Source organism: Paracoccus marcusii (assembly GCF_028621715.1).
GTDB classification, from domain to species: domain Bacteria; phylum Pseudomonadota; class Alphaproteobacteria; order Rhodobacterales; family Rhodobacteraceae; genus Paracoccus; species Paracoccus marcusii.
This window is the reverse complement of sequence record NZ_CP117466.1, coordinates 1,908,295-1,928,366: the sequence shown is the minus strand read 5'-3', so window position 1 is coordinate 1,928,366 and position 20,072 is coordinate 1,908,295. Positions and strand designations below refer to the sequence as shown.

16 protein-coding genes and 1 pseudogene are annotated in these 20,072 nt (G+C 65.4%); 7 read left to right on the top strand and 10 right to left on the bottom strand.

Annotated elements, in window-relative coordinates:
• Positions 1–65: 65 nt before the first annotated feature.
• Both PRL19_RS09535 and PRL19_RS09530 read left to right on the top strand, forming a co-directional pair.
• Positions 66–1,124: a type III polyketide synthase gene (locus PRL19_RS09535; protein WP_273742769.1), complete on the top strand. Its 1,059-nt coding sequence runs from the start codon at positions 66–68 to the stop codon at positions 1,122–1,124.
• Between the two features lies 1 nt (position 1,125).
• Positions 1,126–1,620 (top strand): isoprenylcysteine carboxyl methyltransferase family protein, encoded by a 495-nt coding sequence (locus PRL19_RS09530; protein ID WP_273742768.1) that lies wholly within the window; start codon positions 1,126–1,128, stop codon positions 1,618–1,620.
• A gap of 5 nt (positions 1,621–1,625) precedes the next feature.
• Here PRL19_RS09530 and PRL19_RS09525 read toward each other — a convergent pair whose 3' ends face one another.
• Positions 1,626–3,779 carry a heavy metal translocating P-type ATPase gene (locus PRL19_RS09525; protein WP_273742767.1) on the bottom strand — a complete coding sequence of 718 codons (2,154 nt, stop codon included), beginning with the start codon at positions 3,777–3,779 and terminating at the stop codon, positions 1,626–1,628.
• An 80-nt stretch (positions 3,780–3,859) separates the two neighbouring features.
• Between PRL19_RS09525 and PRL19_RS09520 the strand changes: the two genes are divergently transcribed.
• The 3 genes from PRL19_RS09520 (at position 3,860) to PRL19_RS09510 (ending at position 6,476) form a co-directional block, all read left to right on the top strand.
• The gene (locus tag PRL19_RS09520; RefSeq protein WP_273742766.1) at positions 3,860–4,294 is read left to right on the top strand and encodes a MerR family transcriptional regulator; all 435 of its coding nucleotides are present in this window, start codon (positions 3,860–3,862) and stop codon (positions 4,292–4,294) included.
• A gap of 383 nt (positions 4,295–4,677) precedes the next feature.
• Positions 4,678–5,952, top strand: a complete 1,275-nt coding sequence (locus PRL19_RS09515; RefSeq protein ID WP_273742765.1) for an ATP-binding protein — start codon at positions 4,678–4,680, stop codon at positions 5,950–5,952.
• The gene (locus PRL19_RS09510; protein WP_273742764.1) at positions 5,949–6,476 is read left to right on the top strand and encodes a response regulator transcription factor; all 528 of its coding nucleotides are present in this window, start codon (positions 5,949–5,951) and stop codon (positions 6,474–6,476) included. Before PRL19_RS09515 ends, PRL19_RS09510 begins: the two co-directional genes overlap by 4 nt.
• Positions 6,477–6,609: 133 nt before the next feature.
• Here PRL19_RS09510 and PRL19_RS09505 read toward each other — a convergent pair whose 3' ends face one another.
• Genes PRL19_RS09505 through cyoA form a run of 5 tightly spaced genes read right to left on the bottom strand, consistent with a single transcriptional unit; the run spans position 6,610 to position 11,566 of the window.
• Complete coding sequence (locus PRL19_RS09505; protein ID WP_273742762.1) at positions 6,610–7,311, bottom strand: SURF1 family protein; 702 nt, start codon at positions 7,309–7,311, stop codon at positions 6,610–6,612.
• Position 7,312: 1 nt separating this feature from the next.
• Positions 7,313–7,714 carry a cytochrome o ubiquinol oxidase subunit IV gene (cyoD, locus tag PRL19_RS09500; RefSeq protein ID WP_139597635.1) on the bottom strand — a complete coding sequence of 134 codons (402 nt, stop codon included), beginning with the start codon at positions 7,712–7,714 and terminating at the stop codon, positions 7,313–7,315.
• Complete coding sequence (gene cyoC, locus PRL19_RS09495; RefSeq protein WP_046000909.1) at positions 7,714–8,331, bottom strand: cytochrome o ubiquinol oxidase subunit III; 618 nt, start codon at positions 8,329–8,331, stop codon at positions 7,714–7,716. Before cyoC ends, cyoD begins: the two co-directional genes overlap by 1 nt.
• A gap of 9 nt (positions 8,332–8,340) precedes the next feature.
• Positions 8,341–10,344 carry a cytochrome o ubiquinol oxidase subunit I gene (gene cyoB, locus PRL19_RS09490; RefSeq protein ID WP_273742761.1) on the bottom strand — a complete coding sequence of 668 codons (2,004 nt, stop codon included), beginning with the start codon at positions 10,342–10,344 and terminating at the stop codon, positions 8,341–8,343.
• A 22-nt stretch (positions 10,345–10,366) separates the two neighbouring features.
• Positions 10,367–11,566, bottom strand: a complete 1,200-nt coding sequence (gene cyoA, locus PRL19_RS09485) for a ubiquinol oxidase subunit II (RefSeq protein ID WP_273742760.1) — start codon at positions 11,564–11,566, stop codon at positions 10,367–10,369.
• Between the two features lie 244 nt (positions 11,567–11,810).
• On the opposite strand from cyoA, the gene PRL19_RS09480 reads away from it, so the two are divergent.
• The gene (locus PRL19_RS09480; protein ID WP_217844672.1) at positions 11,811–13,133 is read left to right on the top strand and encodes an MFS transporter; all 1,323 of its coding nucleotides are present in this window, start codon (positions 11,811–11,813) and stop codon (positions 13,131–13,133) included.
• Positions 13,134–13,677: 544 nt separating this feature from the next.
• Here the strand turns inward: PRL19_RS09480 and PRL19_RS09475 are convergent.
• From PRL19_RS09475 to PRL19_RS09465, 3 genes are all read right to left on the bottom strand, one after another.
• Entirely contained in the window at positions 13,678–14,685 is a 1,008-nt protein-coding gene (locus PRL19_RS09475; protein WP_273742759.1) for an exonuclease domain-containing protein, read from the bottom strand.
• Between the two features lie 285 nt (positions 14,686–14,970).
• Positions 14,971–17,550, bottom strand: coding sequence for a Hint domain-containing protein (locus PRL19_RS09470; protein ID WP_273742758.1), 2,580 nt, complete (start codon positions 17,548–17,550; stop codon positions 14,971–14,973).
• Positions 17,551–17,960: 410 nt separating this feature from the next.
• Positions 17,961–18,233: a hypothetical protein gene (locus PRL19_RS09465; protein WP_046000905.1), complete on the bottom strand. Its 273-nt coding sequence runs from the start codon at positions 18,231–18,233 to the stop codon at positions 17,961–17,963.
• 652 nt (positions 18,234–18,885) lie between these two features.
• On the opposite strand from PRL19_RS09465, the gene PRL19_RS09460 reads away from it, so the two are divergent.
• Positions 18,886–19,434, top strand: a complete 549-nt coding sequence (locus PRL19_RS09460; RefSeq protein WP_273742757.1) for a hypothetical protein — start codon at positions 18,886–18,888, stop codon at positions 19,432–19,434.
• Between the two features lie 209 nt (positions 19,435–19,643).
• Here the strand turns inward: PRL19_RS09460 and PRL19_RS15790 are convergent.
• Positions 19,644–19,967: pseudogene (locus tag PRL19_RS15790) on the bottom strand (transposase); the annotation flags it as partial.
• Between the last annotated feature and the right edge of the window lie 105 nt (positions 19,968–20,072).

Here is a 20,072-nt window from a genome sequence, read left to right as displayed (position 1 = left end):
CCCGCTGCATCCCTGGTGCGCCTGTCCGCTTTGGTCGTGCCCGAAACCCCGACGACAGGACCCGCATGACCCCCTGGACCGAAGACGATCGACCCCGGCTGCTGTCCATCGGCACCGCCGTCCCGCCCAACCTGCTGCGCCAGGACGATATCGTGACGGAGTCGCGCGCCTTGCTGCAATCGCGCTTCTCTCAGTTCGACCGGCTTGCCCCGGCGTTCCAGAACGCCGGCATCGACACGCGGCATTCCGTCGTGCCGCTGGACTGGTTCCGGCAGCCCCATGGCTGGGTCGACCGCACCCGCGCCTATGCCGAAGGGGCCGCGGCACTGTTTCGCGTCGCGGCCGGGCTGGCGCTGGACCAGGCGGGGCTGCGGGCGGACCAGGTGGACATCATCGTCACCGTGTCCTCGACCGGGATCGTGACGCCGACGCTGGAGGCACTGACCGCGCGCGACCTGGGCTTTCGGGCCGATGCGATGCGCGTGCCGGTCTTTGGCCTGGGCTGCGCGGGGGGCGTGTCGGGTCTGTCCATCGCCGCCGACCTGGCGACCGCCCGCCCCGGCGCCGTGGTCCTGATGGTCGCGGTCGAGACCTGCACCGTCCTCTTTCGCCTGGACCGGCTGGCCAAGGCCGACATCATCGCCACCGCCCTGTTCGGCGACGGGGCCGCGGCGGTCGTCCTGCGCGCGGGTGACGCGGCCGACGATGCGCGCCCCCGGATCGGACGGGGCCGCCAGCACATGTGGCCCGACACCTTGGGCATCATGGGCTGGACGGTCGAGGAAAACGGCCTGGGCGTCGTCTTCGACCGATCGATCCCCAGCTTTGCCGAAGCGGAATTGCGGACGGCGCTGGACGGCCTGATCCCGGATCACCCGGTCGACCGCCATGTCTGCCACCCGGGCGGCGCCAAGGTCATCACCGCGCTGGAGACCACGCTGTCCCTGCCGGAGGGGTCGCTGGACGTCGAACGCCGGGTCCTGGCGCAGAACGGCAACATGTCCGCCCCGACCGTCCTGTTCGTCCTGGAACAGGTGCTGCGCGCGGGCACGCGCGGATCGCTGCTGGCCATGGCGCTTGGGCCGGGCTTCACGCTGTCGGTCCTGCCGATCACGGTGCAGTAGGATGGAGCATCACGCCGCGTCCCTGGCCTTCATCGCCTTCCTGCTGCTGCAGCGCGGGGCCGAACTGCTTGTCGCCCGGCGCAACACCCGCCGCCTGCTGGCGCAGGGGGCGGTCGAACACGGAGCAAGTCACTATCCATTGATCGTCGCGATGCACGCAGCCTGGCTGGCGGCCATCTGCATCTGGGGATGGTCCAACCCAGTCCACCCCGGATGGCTTGCCGCCTTCGTGGTCCTGCAGGGTCTGCGGATCTGGGTGCTGGTCAGCCTGGGGCCGCGCTGGACCACCCGCATCATCGTGCTGGACGCGCCGCTGGTGGCACGCGGGCCCTATCGCTGGATGTCGCACCCGAACTATGCCGTCGTCATCGCCGAGATCATCGTGGCGCCGATGGCCCTGGGCCTTTGGGGGGTCGCGGCCCTCTTCACCATCCTGAACGCCTGCGTGCTGACGATCCGCATCCGTGCGGAATCCCGCGCGTTGGCCGGGCGCTGACCGCGTCAGGCCTCGCGCGTCGGATCGAAGGCCAGCAGGCGCAGGGCGTTCAGCGTGACCAGCACCGTCGCGCCGGTATCGGCCAGGATGGCAATCCACAGCCCGGTGACGCCCATGACCGTCGTGACCAGGAACACCGCCTTGAGCCCAAGCGCCAAGGCAACGTTCTGGCGGATGTTGCCCATCGTCGCCCGCGCCAGCCGTATGATCGCCGGCGCATCGGTGACATGGTCGCGCAGCATCGCGCCGTCTGCCGTCTCCAGCGCGACATCGGACCCCGATCCCATCGCGATGCCGACGCGGGCCTCCTTCAGCGCCGGGGCGTCGTTGATACCGTCGCCGACCATCATCACGCCGCCCTGGCGGTTCATCGCACGGATCGCGGTCAGCTTGTCCTCGGGCAGCATGCCCGCGCGATGATCCAGCCCGATTTCCCCCGCGATCGCGGCGGCGGTGCGGGCGTTGTCGCCCGTCAGCATCGTCGCGCCCAGGCCCATCGCCGACAGCTGGCGAATGGCGGCGGCCGCATCGGGACGCGGTTCGTCGCGCATCGCGATCAGCCCCAAGGGCTGTCCCGTCCGAAACACCGCGACGACGGTCCGGCCCTGTTCCTCCAGCGCGATGACGCGTGACAGGGCGGCGGGGTCGACGCCGCCCGCCTCCGCAGCGTAATAGGGCGATGTGACCCAGGCGGGCGCGCCGCCGACTGTCGCCACCGCCCCACGCCCGGGCAAGGCACGGGCATCCCGCGACGTGGGCACCAGAGCGCCCGCGGCCTGTGCCCGGGCAACGATCGCCTGCGCCAGGGGGTGGCCCGATCCGGCCTCGACACCCGCGGCGATGGACAACAGGTCGATCTCGGCGACGCCCGGTGCCGGGATCAGGTCGGTCACGACCGGGCGCCCGCGGGTCAGCGTGCCGGTCTTGTCGAAGACGACATGCGTCACCCGCGCCGCCGCCTCGATCACGGCGCCGCCCTTCATCAGCAGCCCCCGCCGCGCTCCCGCAGACAGCGCCGACGCGATCGACGCGGGGACAGAGATCACCAGCGCGCAGGGGCACCCGATCAGCAGCAGCGCCAGACCGCGATAGATCCAGGTGGTCCAATCCTGCCCGAAGGCCAGCGGCGGCAACAGGATCACCAGCGCCGACAGCGCGATGATCGCAGGCATGTAGATCCGAGAGAGGCGGTCGATGAACCGCTCGGTCGGGGCGCGCGCGTCTTCGGCGTCTTCGACGAGGCGGATGATGCGGGCGATGGTGTTGTCGCGGGGTTCGCGCGTCACGCGCATCCGCAACGCGGCCTGGGTGTTGATCGCGCCGGCAAAGACCGCATCGCCCACGCCACGGGTCTGCGGGACGCTTTCGCCGGTCACGGGGCTTTCGTCGATGCCGCTGGTCCCCTCGATGATGTCCCCATCCGCGGGGATGCGGTCGCCGGGGCGGATCAGGACCACCTGCCCGATCGTCAGGCTGTCGGCGGGGACGGTGCGTGTCCCGCCCGACTGCTCCAGCATCGCGGTCTTGGGCACCAGATCGGCCAGCGCGCGGATGCCCTGGCGGGCGCGGCCGGCGGCGACGCCTTCCAGAACCTCGCCCACGGCGAACAAGAACACGACCAGCGCCGCCTCCTCGGCCGCGCCGATCAGCAGGGCGCCGCCCGCAGCGATGGTCATCAGGCTTTCGATCGTGAAGGGCTGGCCCATGCGCAGCGCCGCAATGGCGCGCCAGGCCACGGGCGCCACCCCGATCAGGCAGGCGGCGACGAATGCCGCATAACCGCCGCCCGCGGGCGTCAGCAGCGCGACGACCCAGGCCAGCGCCAGCAGCAGTCCGGTCAGCACCACCAGCCGCCCCTTGGCCGTCCGGTACCACGACGGTTCCGCACCCGTCGCGGGGCGGACCGCCTGTTCGGGCACGTCATCGACCGCCACCGTCGGCGCGATGCCATAACCCAAGGCCCGGACGACCGCCTCGATCTGGTCCGATTGGGTGATGCCGGGGTCCAGATCGACGCTCAGCCGTTCGGCCATCAGCGCGACCCGGGCCGCGCGGACGCCGGGCATCCGCTCGACCGCGCGAACGACCTTGGCCGTGCATCCGGCGCAATCCATGCCCGTGACGGTCCATTCCCGCCGGTGTGTCGTGTCATCCGTCATGTCGCATCCTGCCATGGCTCTTTTCGTCCTGTGGCCGGGAAGATAGGATCTCTAGCAACTAGAGCTTCAAGGGGTGTTTCATGCTCAGCATCGGAAAATTGAGCGCGGCCACCGGGGTCAAGGTGCCCACGATCCGCTATTACGAAAGCATCGGCCTGCTGCCCGAACCCGAACGCAGCACCGGGAACCAGCGCCTCTATGGTCCCAGGCAGCAGGAGCGGCTGGCCTTCATCCGCCACGCCCGCGACCTTGGCTTTCCGCTGGACAGCATCCGCGAGCTGCTGAGCCTGTCGGATCGTCCCGACATGCCCTGCGCCGCCGCCGATGTCGTCGCGCGGCGCCAGCTGCAATCGGTCCGCGACCGGATCGTCCGGCTGGAGGCCCTGCAGCAGGAGCTGAGCCGCATGCTGGCCCAATGCGCGCATGGGACGATATCGGACTGCAAGGTCATCGAGGTCCTGGGCGATCACGCGCATTGCCTGCACGACCATCACGGCGATGGCGTGCCGTCATAGGCAGCGTTTCTCCGTGGCGGTGACTGCGGGCGCTGCTTTCCATGCTTCCACGAGCTGCCGGCCTGGCTCAAGGCGTTGGTGCTAATCGGCTATGTGCCAGGTGATCCTGCTTGCGACGCGAACCGCACAGAATTCCGCCGATCGCAACGACCCGGTGATATCCGGGCCGGATCGCAGTCGTCGCGACCCCGTCAAGGACGCCGCCTGCACCGCCGACGATCACGCCAAATGCCGCCCGACGACCGATCCTTGCCCGACCAGGGCGCGACACCGGCGCGCTTTCGGCGACCCCTGTTCTGTCGTAGAAGGCGGGATGGCCCGTCGGACCCCAGGCAGCGCCGCGGGAATAACCGGCATCCGCCCCGAACTGCCCGGAAGGACCGATGAAGACGCAATCCCCCACGAACATCGCGCAGAACGCCGCCCGGCGCAATCTGGCGCAGCTGAACCGCATGCGCTGGATCGCGGTCGCGGGACAGCTGCTGGCGATCTGGGGAACGGTCGTCCTGCTGGACGTGACGACGCTGCCATGGGGGCAGATGCTGCCGGTGGTCGGGTTCCTGATCTTCCTGAACCTGTTTTCCGCCTGGCGGCTGCGCCGGGGGCACCCGATCACCGACCTGACCGTGACGGCCGAACTGCTGATGGATGTGGCCAGCCTGACGATCCTGCTGTATCTGTCGGGCGGCGCCTCCAATCCCTTCGTGTCGCTGTTCATCCTGCAGGTCATCCTGGCGATCGTGCTGCTTCCCCAGGGGCATGCGGCGCTGATCCTGCTGGCGACGATCGCGGCGCATTTCTGGCTGACCGGCAACGGCGTGCCTCTGCCGCTGCCGCATCTGTGGCACGGGGCGGGGCCCAGCTTTCTGGACCTGCACCTGCAGGGGATGTTTCTGTCCTTTCTGCTGGCAGCCAGCCTGCTGACCTGGTTCGTCACCCGCATCACCGCGAACCTGCGCGACCGCGACGCCCAGATCCAGGCCCTGCGTCAGCAGATGCTGGAGGAGGATCACCTGGTCCGTCTGGGGCTGCTGTCCAGCGGGGCGGCGCATGAATTGGGCACGCCCCTGACCACGCTTGCGGTCACCCTGGACGACTGGCAGACGCTTGGCGCGCCGCAGGGGGACGAGCTGGACGACAAGATCGCCGTCATGCAGCGGGAACTGTCGCGATGCCGCCAGATCGTGTCCGAGATGCTGCTGTCATCGGGCCAGGAGCGCCTGGACGAGGCGCAGGCGACGCGCGCGCGCGCCTTTCTGGAGGCGGCGATCGAGGGACTGGCCCTGCCCGTGCGGATCAGCTTTGACATGCGGTGCGATCCGGTGATCATGGCCGATCCGATGCTGGAACAGGCGGTCCGCCAGCTGGTGGACAATGCCGCCGAGGCGGGCAGCCGCAACATCCGCATCTCTCTGTCGCCGGGGGGGGCCGAACAGCTGGTCTTGGTCATCGAGGATGACGGACCGGGTTTTCCCGACGCCATCCTGGCCGACCCCGGCCAGCCGTTCCAGAGCGACAAGGACGGCGCCGGGCGCGGGCTGGGCCTGTTCCTGACGGGCAACGTCATGCGCCGCCTGAACGGAGAGATGCGCCTTGCCAACCTGCGGCACGGCGCGCAGGTGACCCTGCTGCTGCCAACATTGGAGACCGCCGCATGACCCGCCGCCTGCTAATCGTCGAGGATGATGCCGCGCTGGCCGCGACGCTGACGGAAAGCTTTGCCCGCCGCGGCTATGACGTCCGCCATGCCTCATCGACCGACGAGGGGATCGTGCTGGCGCAGCAGAGCCCCCCGGACTTGGCGCTGGTCGATCTGAAGCTGCCCGGGCGCAGCGGACTGGAATGCGTGCAGGCGCTGGCCGGCATGGACCCCGCGCCCCGCATCGTCGTGCTGACCGGGTTCGCCAGCATCGCCACCGCGGTCGAGGCCATCAAGCTGGGCGCGGCCCATTACCTGGCCAAGCCCGCCACGACGTCCGAGATCAAGGCCGCCTTCGCCCGCGAGGCGGGCGATCCGTCGGTCGAGGTCACCGCACGCCGCACCAGCCTGCGCACCCAGGAATGGGAGACGATCCAGTCGACGCTGCGCGATTGCGACTTCAACATCTCGGAAGCCGCGCGGCGGATGGGCATGCATCGGCGCACCCTGGCGCGCAAGCTTGCCAAGCGGCAGATCGGCTGATGGGCTGATGGGCTGATGGGCTGATGGGCTGATGGGCTGATCGCAGTGGCCGCATGGGTGGCCGATGCCAAGGGCCGGGAACGCTGACGCACGCCCGATCGATGGCGCGGGTCTGTTCGATGCCACGGACCGTCTAACGACCGTGCGGCCGGTGAATGAAGACCAGCAGGAAGGCCAGCCCCGCCGCCATCGCGAACCAGGTCAGCGCATAGCTGAGATGGCTGTTCGGGAAGGACACGACCGTCAGCCCCCCGATGGGCGCCCCCTGCCCCGGACCGCGGTCCAGGTCCAGGAACCACGGCGCGACCGAATCCAAACCGACGGCGGCGCCGATGGCCTGCGTATCGCGCGAGAACCAGCGCCCCGCCTGCGGATCGTTGTCGCGCAGGAAGGCCCCGCCCTCCTGCGTGGCGCGCATCAGGCCGGTCAGGACCTGATCCGGCGCGGTCGATGCGGGGGCATAGTCGTCGGTCCCGTCAGCCGCGACGAAGCCGCGGTTGACCAGCAGGGTCCACCCCTGATCGGTTTGGAACGGCGTCATCACCCAATAGCCCGCGCCCAGGGCCGTGACGGCACGCACCAGCGTGTCCGGGGCCTGCAGGTAGCGGCCGGACAGCATGACGCGGCGGTATTCGAACGTGTCGTCCCCCGCCACGGCCTGGGGGGACGGCGCCGCCACCGGGGCGGCGGTGACGGCGGCCTGGGTGCGCGCGATCAGGTCGCGCTTCCATTCCAGCCGCTGCACCTGCCAGACGCCCAGGGCCAGGAAGATCAGGCACAGGACGGTGCCGGGGATCACGATGCCCCATCGGACCGCTCCGCGCCACGCCGCCATGTTACGTTCCGAAGCCGGACAGCTGCGGCATGCCGTCATGGTTCATCTGGGGCATCATGTTGGCGTTCATGTTGTGCATGACCCAAAGCGACCCGGCCAGGATGATCACCACCACGACGACGGTGAAGATCAGCGCCATCATCGTCCAGCCTTCGTCGGACCGGCCGTTCATGTGCAGGAAATAGACCATGTGCACCAGGATCTGGATCGCCGCCGCGCCGATCACGATCCCCGCCGTCAGCAGGCGGCTTTCCAGGCCCCCGGCCATGACCAGGCCGAAGGGGATCGCGGTCAGCACGACCGACAGGATGAACCCGATGACATAGGACCGATAGGTGCCGTGGTCATGGCCGTCGGGGTGATGGACATGGGCTGCGGTCTTGGCATGTGCGGTGTCGGCCATCAGATCATCCCCAGCAGATAGACGAAGGTGAAGACGCCGATCCAGATGACGTCCAGGAAGTGCCAGAACATCGACAGGCAGGTCATCCGCCGGATGTTGGCTCCGGTCAGCCCGTGCCGGGTGATCTGGACCATCAGGGTGACCAGCCACAGGCAGCCGAAGGCCACGTGCAGCCCGTGCGTGCCGACCAGCGCGAAGAAGGACGACAGGAAGGCGGACCGCTGCGGGCCTGCGCCCAGGTGGATCAGGTGGTGGAATTCATAGATCTCGACGGCAAGGAAGGCCAGTCCCAGGACCAGGGTCGCGCCCAGCCACATCATCGCCGGACCCTGCCGGCCCGCCAGCGTGGACAGCATCGCGAACCCGAAGGTCAGCGACGACAGCAGCAGGAAGGCGGTGTTGATGGCGACCAGGTGCAGTTCGAACAGCGCCTGCGGGCCTGGGCCCGCAGCATAGCTTTGCCCCAGGACGCCGAAGACGGCGAAGAGGACGGCGAACATCAGGCAGTCGCTCATCAGGTAGATCCAGAACCCGATGGTCGTCGAGGCCCCCTCCTCGTGGTGATGGGGTTCGGTGTCCCAGTACTGGACGTCGGTTGCGGTCGCGGGTGTCATCATGTCCTCCGATCAGGCGCCAAGCGCCGCCAGCTGGCGGTCGCGCGCGGCCTCGGTCCGTGCAACCTCTTCGGCCGGAATGTGGAAGTCGCGGTCATAGTTGAAGGTATGGGCGATCGCCACGGCGATCATGCCGATGAAGGACGCCGCCGCCAGCCACCAGATGTACCAGACCAGCGCAAAGCCGCAGACCGTCGCAGCACCCGCCAGGATCACGCCCGTGCCGGTGTTGCGGGGCATGTGGATGGGCAGATAGGTGCCCTGCGGGCGGGTCTGGCCGACCTGCTTCATGTCGTTCCAGGCGTCCAGGCCGTGAACCACCGGCGTGAAGGCGAAATTGTAGGCCGGCGGGGGCGACGAGGTCGCCCATTCCAGCGTGCGCCCGTCCCAGGGATCGCCGCTTTCGTCCACTAGCTCCTTGCGGCGCCAGATCGAGACGCCGAACTGCATCAGCATCGCGCCGATGCCGCCCGCGACCATCGCGACGCCCAGGCCGGATATCGCGAACCAGATCCACAGGTCCGGGTCGTCGAACACGCGCATCCGCCGCGTCACGCCCATCAGGCCCAGGATGTAGAGCGGCATGAACGCGAACCAGAAGCCCACGACCCACAGCCAGAAGCTGATCTTGCCCCAGAAGACGTCCAGCTGGAAGCCGAAGGCCTTGGGCCACCAGAAGTTGATGGCCGCAAACAGGCCGAACAGCACGCCGCCGATGATCACGTTGTGGAAATGCGCCACCAGGAACAGCGAGTTGTGCAGCACGAAGTCCGCGGGCGGCACGGCCAGCAGGACACCCGTCATGCCGCCCACGGTGAAGGTCAGCATGAATGCCACCGTCCACATCATCGGCAGGTCGAACCGGATGCGGCCGCGATACATGGTGAAGATCCAGTTGAACAGCTTGGCCCCCGTGGGAACCGAGATGATCATCGTGGTGATGCCGAAGAACGCGTTCACCGAGGCGCCCGACCCCATCGTGAAGAAGTGGTGCAGCCAGACCAGATAGCTGAGGACCGTGATGCAGACGGTCGCATAGACCATCGAGGTATAGCCGAACAGCCGCTTGCCCGAGAAGGTCGCCGTGACCTCGGAGAAGACACCAAACAGCGGCAGGATCAGGATGTAGACCTCGGGGTGGCCCCAGATCCAGATCAGGTTAACGTACATCATGGCGTTGCCGCCAAGATCGCTGGTGAAGAAGTTCGTGCCGACATAGCGGTCCAGCGTCAGCAGGACCAGCGTGACCGTCAGCACCGGGAAGGACGCCACGATCAGGATGTTCGTGCAAAGCGCCGTCCAGGTGAAGATCGGCATGCGCATGTAGTCCATGCCGGGCGCACGCATCTTGATGATGGTCACCAGCAGGTTGATGCCCGACAGCGTCGTTCCCACGCCCGCCACCTGCAGGCCCCAGATGTAGTAGTCGACCCCGACCCAGGGGCTGAAGCCGATGCCCGACAGCGGCGGAAAGGCCAGCCAGCCGGTCTGCGCGAACTCTCCCACGAACAGCGAGGCCATGATGATCACCGCGCCGCCCACCGTCATCCAGAACGACAGGTTGTTCAGGAACGGGAAGGACACGTCGCGCGCGCCGATCTGCAGCGGCACCAGATAGTTCATCAGGCCGGTGATGAAGGGCATCGCCACGAAGAAGATCATGATGACGCCATGCGCCGTGAAGATCTGGTCGTAGTGGTGCGAGTTCAGGTAGCCCTCGGACCCGTTGAAGGCCAGCATCGACTGCAGCCGCATCATCACTGCGTCGGCAAAGCCCCGCAGCAGCATGATCAGCGCCAGCACCATGTACATGATGCCGATCTTCTTGTGGTCCACGGTGGTGAACCATTCGTGCCACAGATAGCCCCACAGGCGATACTTGGTCAGCACCGCCATGAGGCCCGCCCCGCCGATCGCGACGACGACGAAGGTCGCCCAGACGATGGGATCCTGGGGAATTGCGCTGAGGTTCAGACGGCCAAGAATAAAGGTCGTGCTGTGGTCGATCGTGGCCATGGTTCTTATCCTGTCTCTCGGCTCAGAGCTCGTCGGCGTCGGGGTCGCGCGACAGGCCGGTCAGCACCCGGGCGGGGCGGCGCAGCATGTCGACCAGCCCGGTGCCCGGATGGTCCAGTCCGTGTCCCCGCAGGGGCGCGGCGTCGACGGGGGGCGGCGGCAGGTCCGCCCGCAGCGTCAGCATCAGATCCTCTTCGGCGGGCGAACAGAACCCGCTGACGTAGAAGGGTTCCCAACCCAGGGTGGGCGCGCGCTCTCCGCGCTGCGCGACGCGGTCCTGGACCAGCGACTGCATGTTCATGGTGCCGGCCAGGCCCGTGCCGCCCTGGCGGTCCAAATCCATCATCTCTGCCATGCAGATCTTGCCGTCCTCGACGCACATGTTGACCACGCGCGGGAACAGCTGCGCATCCACCGCGCCATAGCGGTGGGGCGCGACGTTCTCGGAGGGGCGCGCCAGGTCCAGGTACTCGGCACGGTCCAGCTCTCCGCCGGCCTCGCGTGTCTCGGCCGCCCACTGGTCGAAGTCGGCGTCGGTGACGGCATGGGCCTTGAATCGCATGCCCGAGAAACCCGCCCCGGAATAGTGCGACGCCATCCCCTGGAACGTGCCCTCGGCATTGAAGATGCCGTGCAGCGTCGTCTCCATCCCCGGCATCGAATAGATCATCCCCGCCATCGACGGGATGTAGAACGCGTTCATGACCGAGGACGATGTCAGGCGGAACTCGATTGGGCGGTCCACCGGCACGACCAGTTCGTTGACGCTGGCCACGCCCTGTTCGGGATAGATGAACAGCCATTTCCAATCCAGCGACACCGTCTCGACCACCAGCGGGGTCTGGTCCGTCAGCGGCGTGTCCGCCGAGACGCGCTGGATGGGGCGGTACGGGTCCAGGTGGTGCGTGCCCACCCATGTCATCGCGCCAAGCGCGATGATGATCAGCGCGGGGATCGCCCAGATCACCAGTTCCAGCTTGGTCGAATGGCTCCAGTCCGGGGCATAGCTGGCATCGCGGTTCCGGGCGCGATAGCGCCAGGCGAACAGCACGATCAGCACCAGCACGGGGATGATGATGATCAGCATGATCCCCGTCGCCCAGACCAACAGGTCGCGCTGCTGGGCCGCGATGTCGCCGGTGGGGGCCAGGACCTCGGCCTTGCAGGCCGAGAGCGCCATCAGGGGGATCAGCCAGGGGGCTCGCTTGATTATCCGCATCATAGCTTCATCAATCCGGGTCAATGGCACGGTCGTCTGCGCGCCGGGTGATTCGCCTTCGAAAGTCGAGACGGGGTTTTGAAGGCAGGCGGTATTGCGTCGGGGCGGCGGGCGACATTGGACAAGTTGACCTATGACAACTTGTCCAATTCCAATCCGGCCGTGCCACGGGCAAGGGAGCGGGTGCCCGGATCATTCCGGCCGTGCACCCCGCGTCAATGCAGCATCTATCAGGAGGCGTCTTGCCATGGCGACGTCAACCCACACCGGCTCCCGGCTCAATACCGGCCAGGACGCGGACGACCACCACGTCTCTCCCTCGGACATCGCGGTCGGCGTGATCATCGGCCGCACGTCCGAGTTCTTCGACTTCTTCGTGTTCTCCATCGCCTGCGTGCTGGTCTTTCCGGCGCGCCTGTTCGGCTTCCTTGACCCGGTCGAAGGGACGCTTGCATCCTTCGTGCTGCTGGCGCTGGCCTTTGTCGCGCGTCCCGTGGGGACGGTGATCTTCATGGCCGTCGACCGCGCCGTCGGGCGCAAGGGCAAGCTGACGGCCGCGCTGCTGCTGCTTGGGACGTCGACGGTCGCGATGGGCCTTGTGCCCAGCTATGACACGCTTGGCTGGTGGGCGATCGCGATCATGGCCGTGCTGCGGATCGGTCAGGGCCTGGCCCTGGGCGGAACCTGGGACGGTCTTCCGTCGCTGCTGGCCCTGTCGGTCAGCCGCGAAAAGCGCGGCTTCTATGCGATGATTCCGCAGCTTGGGGCGCCCATCGGCCTGGCCGTGGCGGCATTGCTCTATGCCTATCTGCTGATCAACGTCTCGGCGGACGAATTCGTGGACTGGGGCTGGCGCTATCCGTTCTTCGTGGCCTTCGCCATCAACGTCGTCGCGCTCTTCGCCCGCCTTCGGATCGTGGCATCGCCCGAATTCGACGACATGCTGAACTCCAGCGAACTGCGCCCCTCGCGCATCCGCCCGACGCTGAAGCAGGACGGCAAAAGCATGATCCTGGGCATCTTCATGCCCTTGGCCAGCTTTGCGATGTTCCACATGGTCACGATCTTCCCGCTGTCCTGGGTGTTCCTCTATTCGAACGATCCCCCCGAGGCGGTGCTCTATTCGCTGATCTGGGGTTCCGTCGCGGGCATCGTGTCGATCGTGGCCTCGGGCTACATCGCCGACAAGATTGGCCGGCGTCGCCTGCTGATGCTGGGTGCCCTTGCGATCGGCGCGTTCGCCGTCCTGGGCCCGCTGCTTCTGGCCGGCGGACGCGAGGGAGCCACGACCTACATCGTGCTGGGCTTCGTCCTCTTGGGCCTCAGCTTCGGGCAAAGCTCTGGCGTCATCGCCTCACTCTTCGGCAAGAAGAACCGCTACACCGCCTCGGCGCTGGTGGCGTCGCTGTCCTGGATGTTCGGGGCGGGCTTCGCCCCCCTGACGGCCCTGTCGATGTCCAGCGTGCTGGGCCTGTGGGCCGCGGGCGTCTATCTTGGATCGGGCGTGATCTGCACCGTGATCGCGATCCAGTCGTCCCGCAGGGGCCAGATGGAGATCACCGACGAATAAGATCCCGCCGCGTCTTTCGGCGCGGCGAGACCTTGCACACGTGCCGCCCGGACAGCTTCGGCCTTGTTCAGGCGGCGTCGATACCATCCGTGTCGACCGCTGGTCCAAGACATGAGGGGCGATTTTCTGGCGCGCAGACCGACGGTCCGGCCAAGGCGGTTTTAGTATCAGGAAAGTGCATTGCGCTTCGCAGGACCCATCGCGCCTCTTTCATAAGCGAAGGTTTCTGACGTTCAGCACGGATTTTCTTTTGCCGTCCGGTACCATCTGCTGAGCACAGAATGACCGCGACCCACCGGCACGCAGATTGGACGGTGTCATCACGCCACCCCTGTCCATGCTAGAAAAATTGAATGGGCGCAGTTGCCTCGCCTGTTCTCCCAGACTGATTTGACGTGCCTCGCGCCTGATCACCCATGACGTTGGCGGTGAACTTGTGCCCGCAAATTATGCGGCAGGGGCCAGACCGACCAGCGATGCGGCGTTTCCATTTCCGGTCTGCCGCCCTGCGATATCGCGGTCTGGCAGAACCGACCCCGAATGCTCAGACGGCGCCGAAACCGGCGATCAGTCTTTGAAACGCGCGCGCTCCCATAATCTGGATGGAATGCCCCGCATCCCGCATCTGCACGGCTTTCTGGTGCTTGGCGCTGCGCAAGGCGCCGTCGTGTTCGAGCAGGTCCTGATCCCCCACGACAAGATGGGTGGTCTGCCGTGTCACACCCGCCCTGACATCCATCCCGGATCGCGCCGCCATGTCGGCCGCCATTTCGCGCGGCATGCCAAGCGTGCCCGTGAAAACCACTGTTGACCCCGCCAGCGGCCCCGACGGATTTCCCGCCATCTTGATCGCAGACGGCTGGCGCTTTTTCACGACCGGCTTGATCAGGTCGTCGAAGGGCAGGCCCAGGCGGCGCTCGGCATGCTGCACGACCATGGCCGCCGCGCGGGCGTCCTCTCCCGCGTCGTGGTGGTGGAACCGAAGGTTCAGCACGCGTTTGAGGTTTGCCAGCCCATGCCCTCCGTTCCCCTTCAATTCGGGCCAAGCCCGCCTTGCGATCGTGACGCTGTCGCTCCAGCGCAGATCGGGAACGTCCAGGCCGCAGGTCCGGCAGGCGGCATTCATCGCCTGCTTGTCAAAGTTGCTGTGCTGCACAAGCTGATGGCGCGTCAGCAGGGGCAGCAGCATCTCCAGCGCCTCGGCAAAGCCGGGGGCCTGTACCACATGGTCCGGGCCGATGCCGTGCAGACGAATGTTGAATGGGTCGAATCGCGACCTGGGATTGACCAGCATCGAAAACGTCTGAATTTCGCCATCCGGCTGCACGCAGGCCAAGCCGATCTGACAGATGCTTGCCGCGTCGCTGCACGCCGTCTCGACGTCCAGCGCGACGAAGCGAAAGTTGCCCACAGGAACCTGATCGGCATGGCCGAAGGCTGGCCTGGCAGCCTGCAGATCGATCCCGGACGTTGGCAGACCGCGACCCGCCCCGCGTCGATCATGAAGGTGTACGTCGGGCATGGTCCCGAAAGGCCGATCGAACCGGGTCATGCAAATCCTCGCCATCAAGGCCGCCGCGTCACGTCAGACGGCGCCGCTATCGTCGGACATCTGCCGGCACGGTGCAACCGCTTCGCAGCGTCAGTTCGGCCACGATGCATTGATGATCGGATGCCCTCCGGTTCACCTGACCAGATACCACGATTGCAGTGCAGCCACGTCCCTGGTCAGACAACCCTGCCCCGCGGGCCGACGCCAAGCCCGGCGGCGATTATGCAAACCTACCCCTGAAGTTGGGCAAAAGGCGTGCCAGGAATCGGCACGCCCTTCCGATATTCAGGCGACCAGCGCCTTTCTGTTGCGGGCATGGCGTTCCGCTAGCTTTCGTCCCAGCCGCCCGGTCAGCATGGGGCGCACGGCCGCACGCGACGTTCCATCGGCCAGATCCGGGAACAGGGCCAAGATTTCGGCACGCGCCTCGACGGGAACCGCCTTCAGCGCCTCCTGTCCGGTGTGAAGCGACTCGGTCTCCGCCCCGTTGGACAGGACGATCTGGTGGTCGTCGAACAGGAAGTGGACATAGGTCACCTCGGCCAGATCGTCGGCCACGTCGATGCCGTCGGCGGCCATCAACTGCTTGGCGGCGACCAGGACCTCGGGCGCGCCGACCATGCGCGTGGCAATCTTCGATCGCACCAGGATGCGGTGCTGGGGCGAGACGATCAGGTCGCTGCTGGGCAATGCCTGGCCCAGGGCGCCGGCGCGGATGCGGATGGGCGCAAGTGCGGGCCGATCCGCCAAGGCGGCCGCATCGATGACGCGCTGACCGATCCAGCGGATGGGCTGCGCGCCGTTGTCGCGGGTCAGCACCATGTCGCCCACCTTCAGCGCACCGGCCGGCACGGGACCGTCCACCGTCTGGATCAGCGCGTCCGACCCGAAGCACAGCACAGAGGTCGAGCCTTCGGTCAGCTGCGCCGCCGTCACCGCCGTTCCGCCGTTCTGGATCCTCAGCGTGACGTTTTCGGCAAAGCCTGCATCGGTCCGGATGCTGTTCAGCACTCCGTCATCGGCCTGGTCCGCCCTGAGCCAGCCCAAGGCGGAGTTGTAGGGTGTCAGCCCCGCCGACACCCGCTGCGCATTGATGATCGCCAGGTTGTCATCGTTGTAGAAGGCCGTCAGATCCACGCTATCGTTGTTAGCCGGGTCGCCGGTCGTAAAGTCGGTGATGAGATCGCCGTTCGACACGACGAAGACGTCGTTGCCCGCACCACCCGTCAAGGTGTCGGCACCAGAGCCGCCGTCCAGATAGTCATTTCCGTCGCCACCCAGAAGAACGTCGTTGCCGGCACCCCCCAGCAGGCTGTCATCGCCGGTGCCGCCGCTCAGCTGGTCGTCGCCCGTGCCACCCAGCAGGGTGTCGTTGCCCGCACCGCCGGCGACGGTGTCGTTTCCGGCCCCCGCATCGACATAGTCGTTGCCCTCACCCGCGTCGACAAGGTCCTGCCCGTCCCCCGCGCTGACGACATCCGCACCGCCACCCGAGACGATCGTGTCGTCGCCCGCCCCGCCATCGATCGTCTCGGCACCAAGGCCGCCGGTAAAGCTGTCATTGCCCGCACCCAGGGCGAAGCTGGCGGCCGAGGTGTTGGTCGCCGCGTTGACCGTATCGGCCCCCGCGCCTGTGGTGATCGCCTCGATGGTGTTGAAGCTGGCCGTGCTGCCACCATTGGCAAAGGTGCCGGTGCCGTTGGTGAACGTGACCGTGGACGCGCCCGTCAGCGTGGCCCCTGACAGCGTGTCGCTGCCCGCGCCGCCGGTGATTGTGTCGCTGCCGAACGTTCCGGTCAGGTTGATCAGGTCGTCGCCGTCGCCCGCATTGATGGTATCCGCGCCGGAACCGCCCGCGGTGATCGTGTCCGCCCCGGCGCCCGTGGCAAAGCTTCCCGCGGCGGTCCCGCTGATGGTGACCGTATCGGCGCCGGCGCCGGTGGTGACGGCCTCGATGGTGTTGAAGCTGGCCGTGCTGCCTCCGCTGGCAAAGGTGCCGGAGCCGCCGTTGAATGTGACGGTGGACGCGCCTGTCAGCGTTGCCCCGGACAGCGTGTCGCTGCCCGCGCCGCCGGTGATGGTGTCGTTGCCAAACGTCCCGGTCAGGTTGACCAGGTCGTTGCCCTCGCCCGCGTCGATCAGATCGTTTCCAAGGCCGCCGTCGATGGTGTCGTTGCCCGCGCCCGCGCGGATACGGTCATCGTTGAAATTGGTGCCCGCGCTGGTCAGCCCGTCATTGCCGTCGACCCGGTCGGAGCCGCCGGCGGCAGGCTCTACATAACTGGGACCGATCAGGTCGGCCCCGGCCGTGCCATCGACAAATCCATCGTCGAATATCCCAAGCTGGCGGTCGATCAACAGGTTGACGTCATTGTTCGCCACCGAATCCAGCCGGATCGACTGGATCGGCTTGAGCGTCAACGCCGCGTTCGAACCCGTGGCCGGCGGCGGCGCAAGAAACAGTTCGCCCGTTTCCGCCTGCACCACCAGCAGCGTCACGTTCGACGCGGTCGAGCCATCCGCATAGGTCACGGTGCCGTTGTAATTGACCAAGGCGTCAAAGTTGAAGGTCTGGACTCCGGCGCCAATGTTGGTCGTAAAGCGATCCGCCGATGTGCCGACCGCCGTATCCGTGTCCAGCGCATTGTCGCTGCCGCTGCGATTGATCATTGTTGCAGAGGTGATGCTGTTGTAGAGCGGCGCGCCCTGCGAACCGAACACCCGGGGCCCCGAACCGGACGCGGCGGTCAGGAGGCTGGATGCGTTTTCTGCGCCGGCGATTATCTCTGACGGGTCGACCGTGACGATGCCGCCGGTGGCGTTGCGGGGCGTTCCAAGAGAGATCCAGTTGAAGGTCGTCGGCATGATGTATCCTGTGTCCAGCCCATGGTCCGGGCATGATGAAGAGACACCGCGGATCGCGGTGCCGGCTCAGACATGAATGTGCACTAGGTACGAAGGGGCAGACGGGTCCGCGAATGCGGCCTTTCCCGGAACTGCCCGGCAGTCTGCGTCATGGAGGGCTGTCGTCGTGGCGCATGTCTGCGGATTGCAGGGGGGTGCGAAGTTTGGACAGGCAAGCGTGCAACCTTTGCAATCGGGTTGTTGTCAGTCGGTGGTCGGCATTGCTCGACCACCACCATGAAGGTTCGGCGTAGCAAGACACCATTAACCAATCAACTCAAGATTGTATTTGTCGGCACATTTGCGCCGGTGATGGCGAAATCGTTACCATGCACCTGACGACAATGCGACGGGGTCCGTGGGCTTTATGGTCACCGCAGGACGCTTGGTACGGTGTGCTTGCCATCCCACTCAGCCAGCCGCACCCCAAGATGGATGACATAGCGGGCAACGGCGCTGTGCGCATCGTCAGGCGCCAGATGTCCATCCAGCGTCAGATAAATGGCAGCCGCATTCCGATATTCTTCCTCTGAGGTGATTTCGGCAGCCCCACCATAAAGGTCGAAATAGGAGAGGATGGGATCAACCTGGGTTTCGGGCACGCCCGCGGCCACGAACCGGTCGCGCAATTCACGATCGATCATCAATCACCCAGGTAGCGCGCGGCCCTATAACCCGCACCTCACTCAACCGTTCATTCATTTCGCGGTATTCTCCATCACCGCGTTGCTAGGTAGCGCTTCCCACCGTTGTAAGGTCAAGACACCCACGACACTGCGATCAATTGTGATCGCTTTGTCTATCCTAAAGCGACGTGCGGGACGTCATTGGAAGGACGTTGCTCCAAAAATCGAAACTGTCGTACGTTTTGCAAATTATTTGTCGCTCTATAGTAAGCAGTCTCAGGATGCCGCGCTCTGGTCTAAGATATTGCGAACTATTCGGGCAGCGACCGAATCAATTGCAAATTAAGTTCCGGAAAACTGAGCTCAGCTATCCAAACTTCGGTCGACAATCAGTCTGCGGCTGAACCCAATTAGCATTGGCACCATCCGGCCGCTTGCATCAAATTTTCATTGTTGATTCAGCCTGAAACTATTAAATCGTGACGACTGCGAGGAGCATACCGTTTTCGTGTACGGGTACCTTAGCAATGGGCAATCAGCTGTTGCGATGCGCCGAAGTGTTGAAACCGGTGTAACACCTCGATCGTGACGACCTCAACGCGTTCCGAAACATGCCGACAAGCGCCAACTTCAGATTGCAGGCCATAATCCATCTCGTGGAACACATCAGGTGTTCATCTTGTGGAGGTACGTACAGGCCAATGCACAGCATTCGATAACAGGAACGCTTTCACATGAAAAATATGCGATGGCGGATTACGCCACGCCTGGAAGTGCACTCGATCTGAGGTTCCAAATAAAACAGCCTACCTGCAGGCCGTGGTGGGTAGCAGGAAAGAAAGCAACGTCGCGACAAGATGCAAGTCAGGGCGACGGTGCGGAACGCAATAACCGTCAGCTCGACGTTCCTCCCGCTCCGGTTCAGATAAAAATCCTTTTCCTGGAACATCAGGCGGGGGTTCCGGTTCAGACGCTGCATAGACCAAGGCTTATCAATGGCGACGATCCGAAAGAATACCACGCGCGCGCGACCCAAATCAGACACAAAGTCGAAGGCCGCAAAGCACGTGCCTCCGATGAAAAGCAGGTCGGCCATGTCGGCGCCCGCCTTTCTGGACAAGCTGATAGAGTCCAAGGTCGATCAGGCGATACGGCTGCTGAAGGATTACAGGAAGAGCTAAACGCATTCAGGAAGCACGGCTTGCAACCTTGTGCGTAGCTTCGATCGGGATGCATTTCCATCGTCGACCGTATGAATCGATATTGCTAAGTTCATCTTCCACTGATCGTTAAATGCTGCCGCAACTTCCTTACCGCCGAGATAATACGTTCAACACGTTAAATATGGCGGGCCAGGGTTGCTGATCTGCTACGGAATTTTTCCTTCACTGATGTGCTCCCCATTCTTTTGACAGGATCTGGCGCTTTTCAAGCTCTGATCTGCTCCTGCTGATCGGGTTGCGTTGCTTCTCCTGTCAGTGAGCAGACCACTGCCGGCGGTCGGCCGCCAAGGGCCTTGTGCGGCCGGCGGTGGTTGTAGAATTCCATCCAGTTGCGGACACCGGTGCGTGCCTGTGATCCGGTCTCCCAAGCATGTAGGTAGACGCATTCGTATTTCAGGGTGCGCCACAAGCGCTCGATGAAGATGTTGTCGAGGGTGCGCTTGCGAACGCCTTTGCCATCCATCGAGATGCGGACGCCCGACCGTCGCAGGCGGTCTGTCCAGGCAAACGACGTGAAGTGGGACCCTTGGCGTCGCATGGCCGCTTGGACCGATGGCGCGACCATGCTCCATGGTCATGATGTCCGGCGGTCCGAACCGATAGATGGTCTCGTTCAGCGCCTCGACGCAGAAGT

Coding starts and splice junctions, on each gene's coding strand:
- PRL19_RS09510 (WP_273742764.1), top strand. CDS start 5,949: ATGACCCGCCGCCTGCTAATCGTCGAGGATGATGCCGCGCTGGCCGCG.
- PRL19_RS09465 (WP_046000905.1), bottom strand. CDS start 18,233: ATGATCGATCGTGAATTGCGCGACCGGTTCGTGGCCGCGGGCGTGCCC.
- PRL19_RS09530 (WP_273742768.1), top strand. CDS start 1,126: ATGGAGCATCACGCCGCGTCCCTGGCCTTCATCGCCTTCCTGCTGCTG.
- cyoA (WP_273742760.1), bottom strand. CDS start 11,566: ATGATGCGGATAATCAAGCGAGCCCCCTGGCTGATCCCCCTGATGGCG.
- PRL19_RS09525 (WP_273742767.1), bottom strand. CDS start 3,779: ATGACGGATGACACGACACACCGGCGGGAATGGACCGTCACGGGCATG.
- PRL19_RS09535 (WP_273742769.1), top strand. CDS start 66: ATGACCCCCTGGACCGAAGACGATCGACCCCGGCTGCTGTCCATCGGC.
- cyoC (WP_046000909.1), bottom strand. CDS start 8,331: ATGATGACACCCGCGACCGCAACCGACGTCCAGTACTGGGACACCGAA.
- PRL19_RS09480 (WP_217844672.1), top strand. CDS start 11,811: ATGGCGACGTCAACCCACACCGGCTCCCGGCTCAATACCGGCCAGGAC.
- PRL19_RS09520 (WP_273742766.1), top strand. CDS start 3,860: ATGCTCAGCATCGGAAAATTGAGCGCGGCCACCGGGGTCAAGGTGCCC.
- PRL19_RS09470 (WP_273742758.1), bottom strand. CDS start 17,550: ATGCCGACGACCTTCAACTGGATCTCTCTTGGAACGCCCCGCAACGCC.
- PRL19_RS09505 (WP_273742762.1), bottom strand. CDS start 7,311: ATGGCGGCGTGGCGCGGAGCGGTCCGATGGGGCATCGTGATCCCCGGC.
- PRL19_RS09475 (WP_273742759.1), bottom strand. CDS start 14,685: ATGACCCGGTTCGATCGGCCTTTCGGGACCATGCCCGACGTACACCTT.
- cyoB (WP_273742761.1), bottom strand. CDS start 10,344: ATGGCCACGATCGACCACAGCACGACCTTTATTCTTGGCCGTCTGAAC.
- cyoD (WP_139597635.1), bottom strand. CDS start 7,714: ATGGCCGACACCGCACATGCCAAGACCGCAGCCCATGTCCATCACCCC.
- PRL19_RS09515 (WP_273742765.1), top strand. CDS start 4,678: ATGAAGACGCAATCCCCCACGAACATCGCGCAGAACGCCGCCCGGCGC.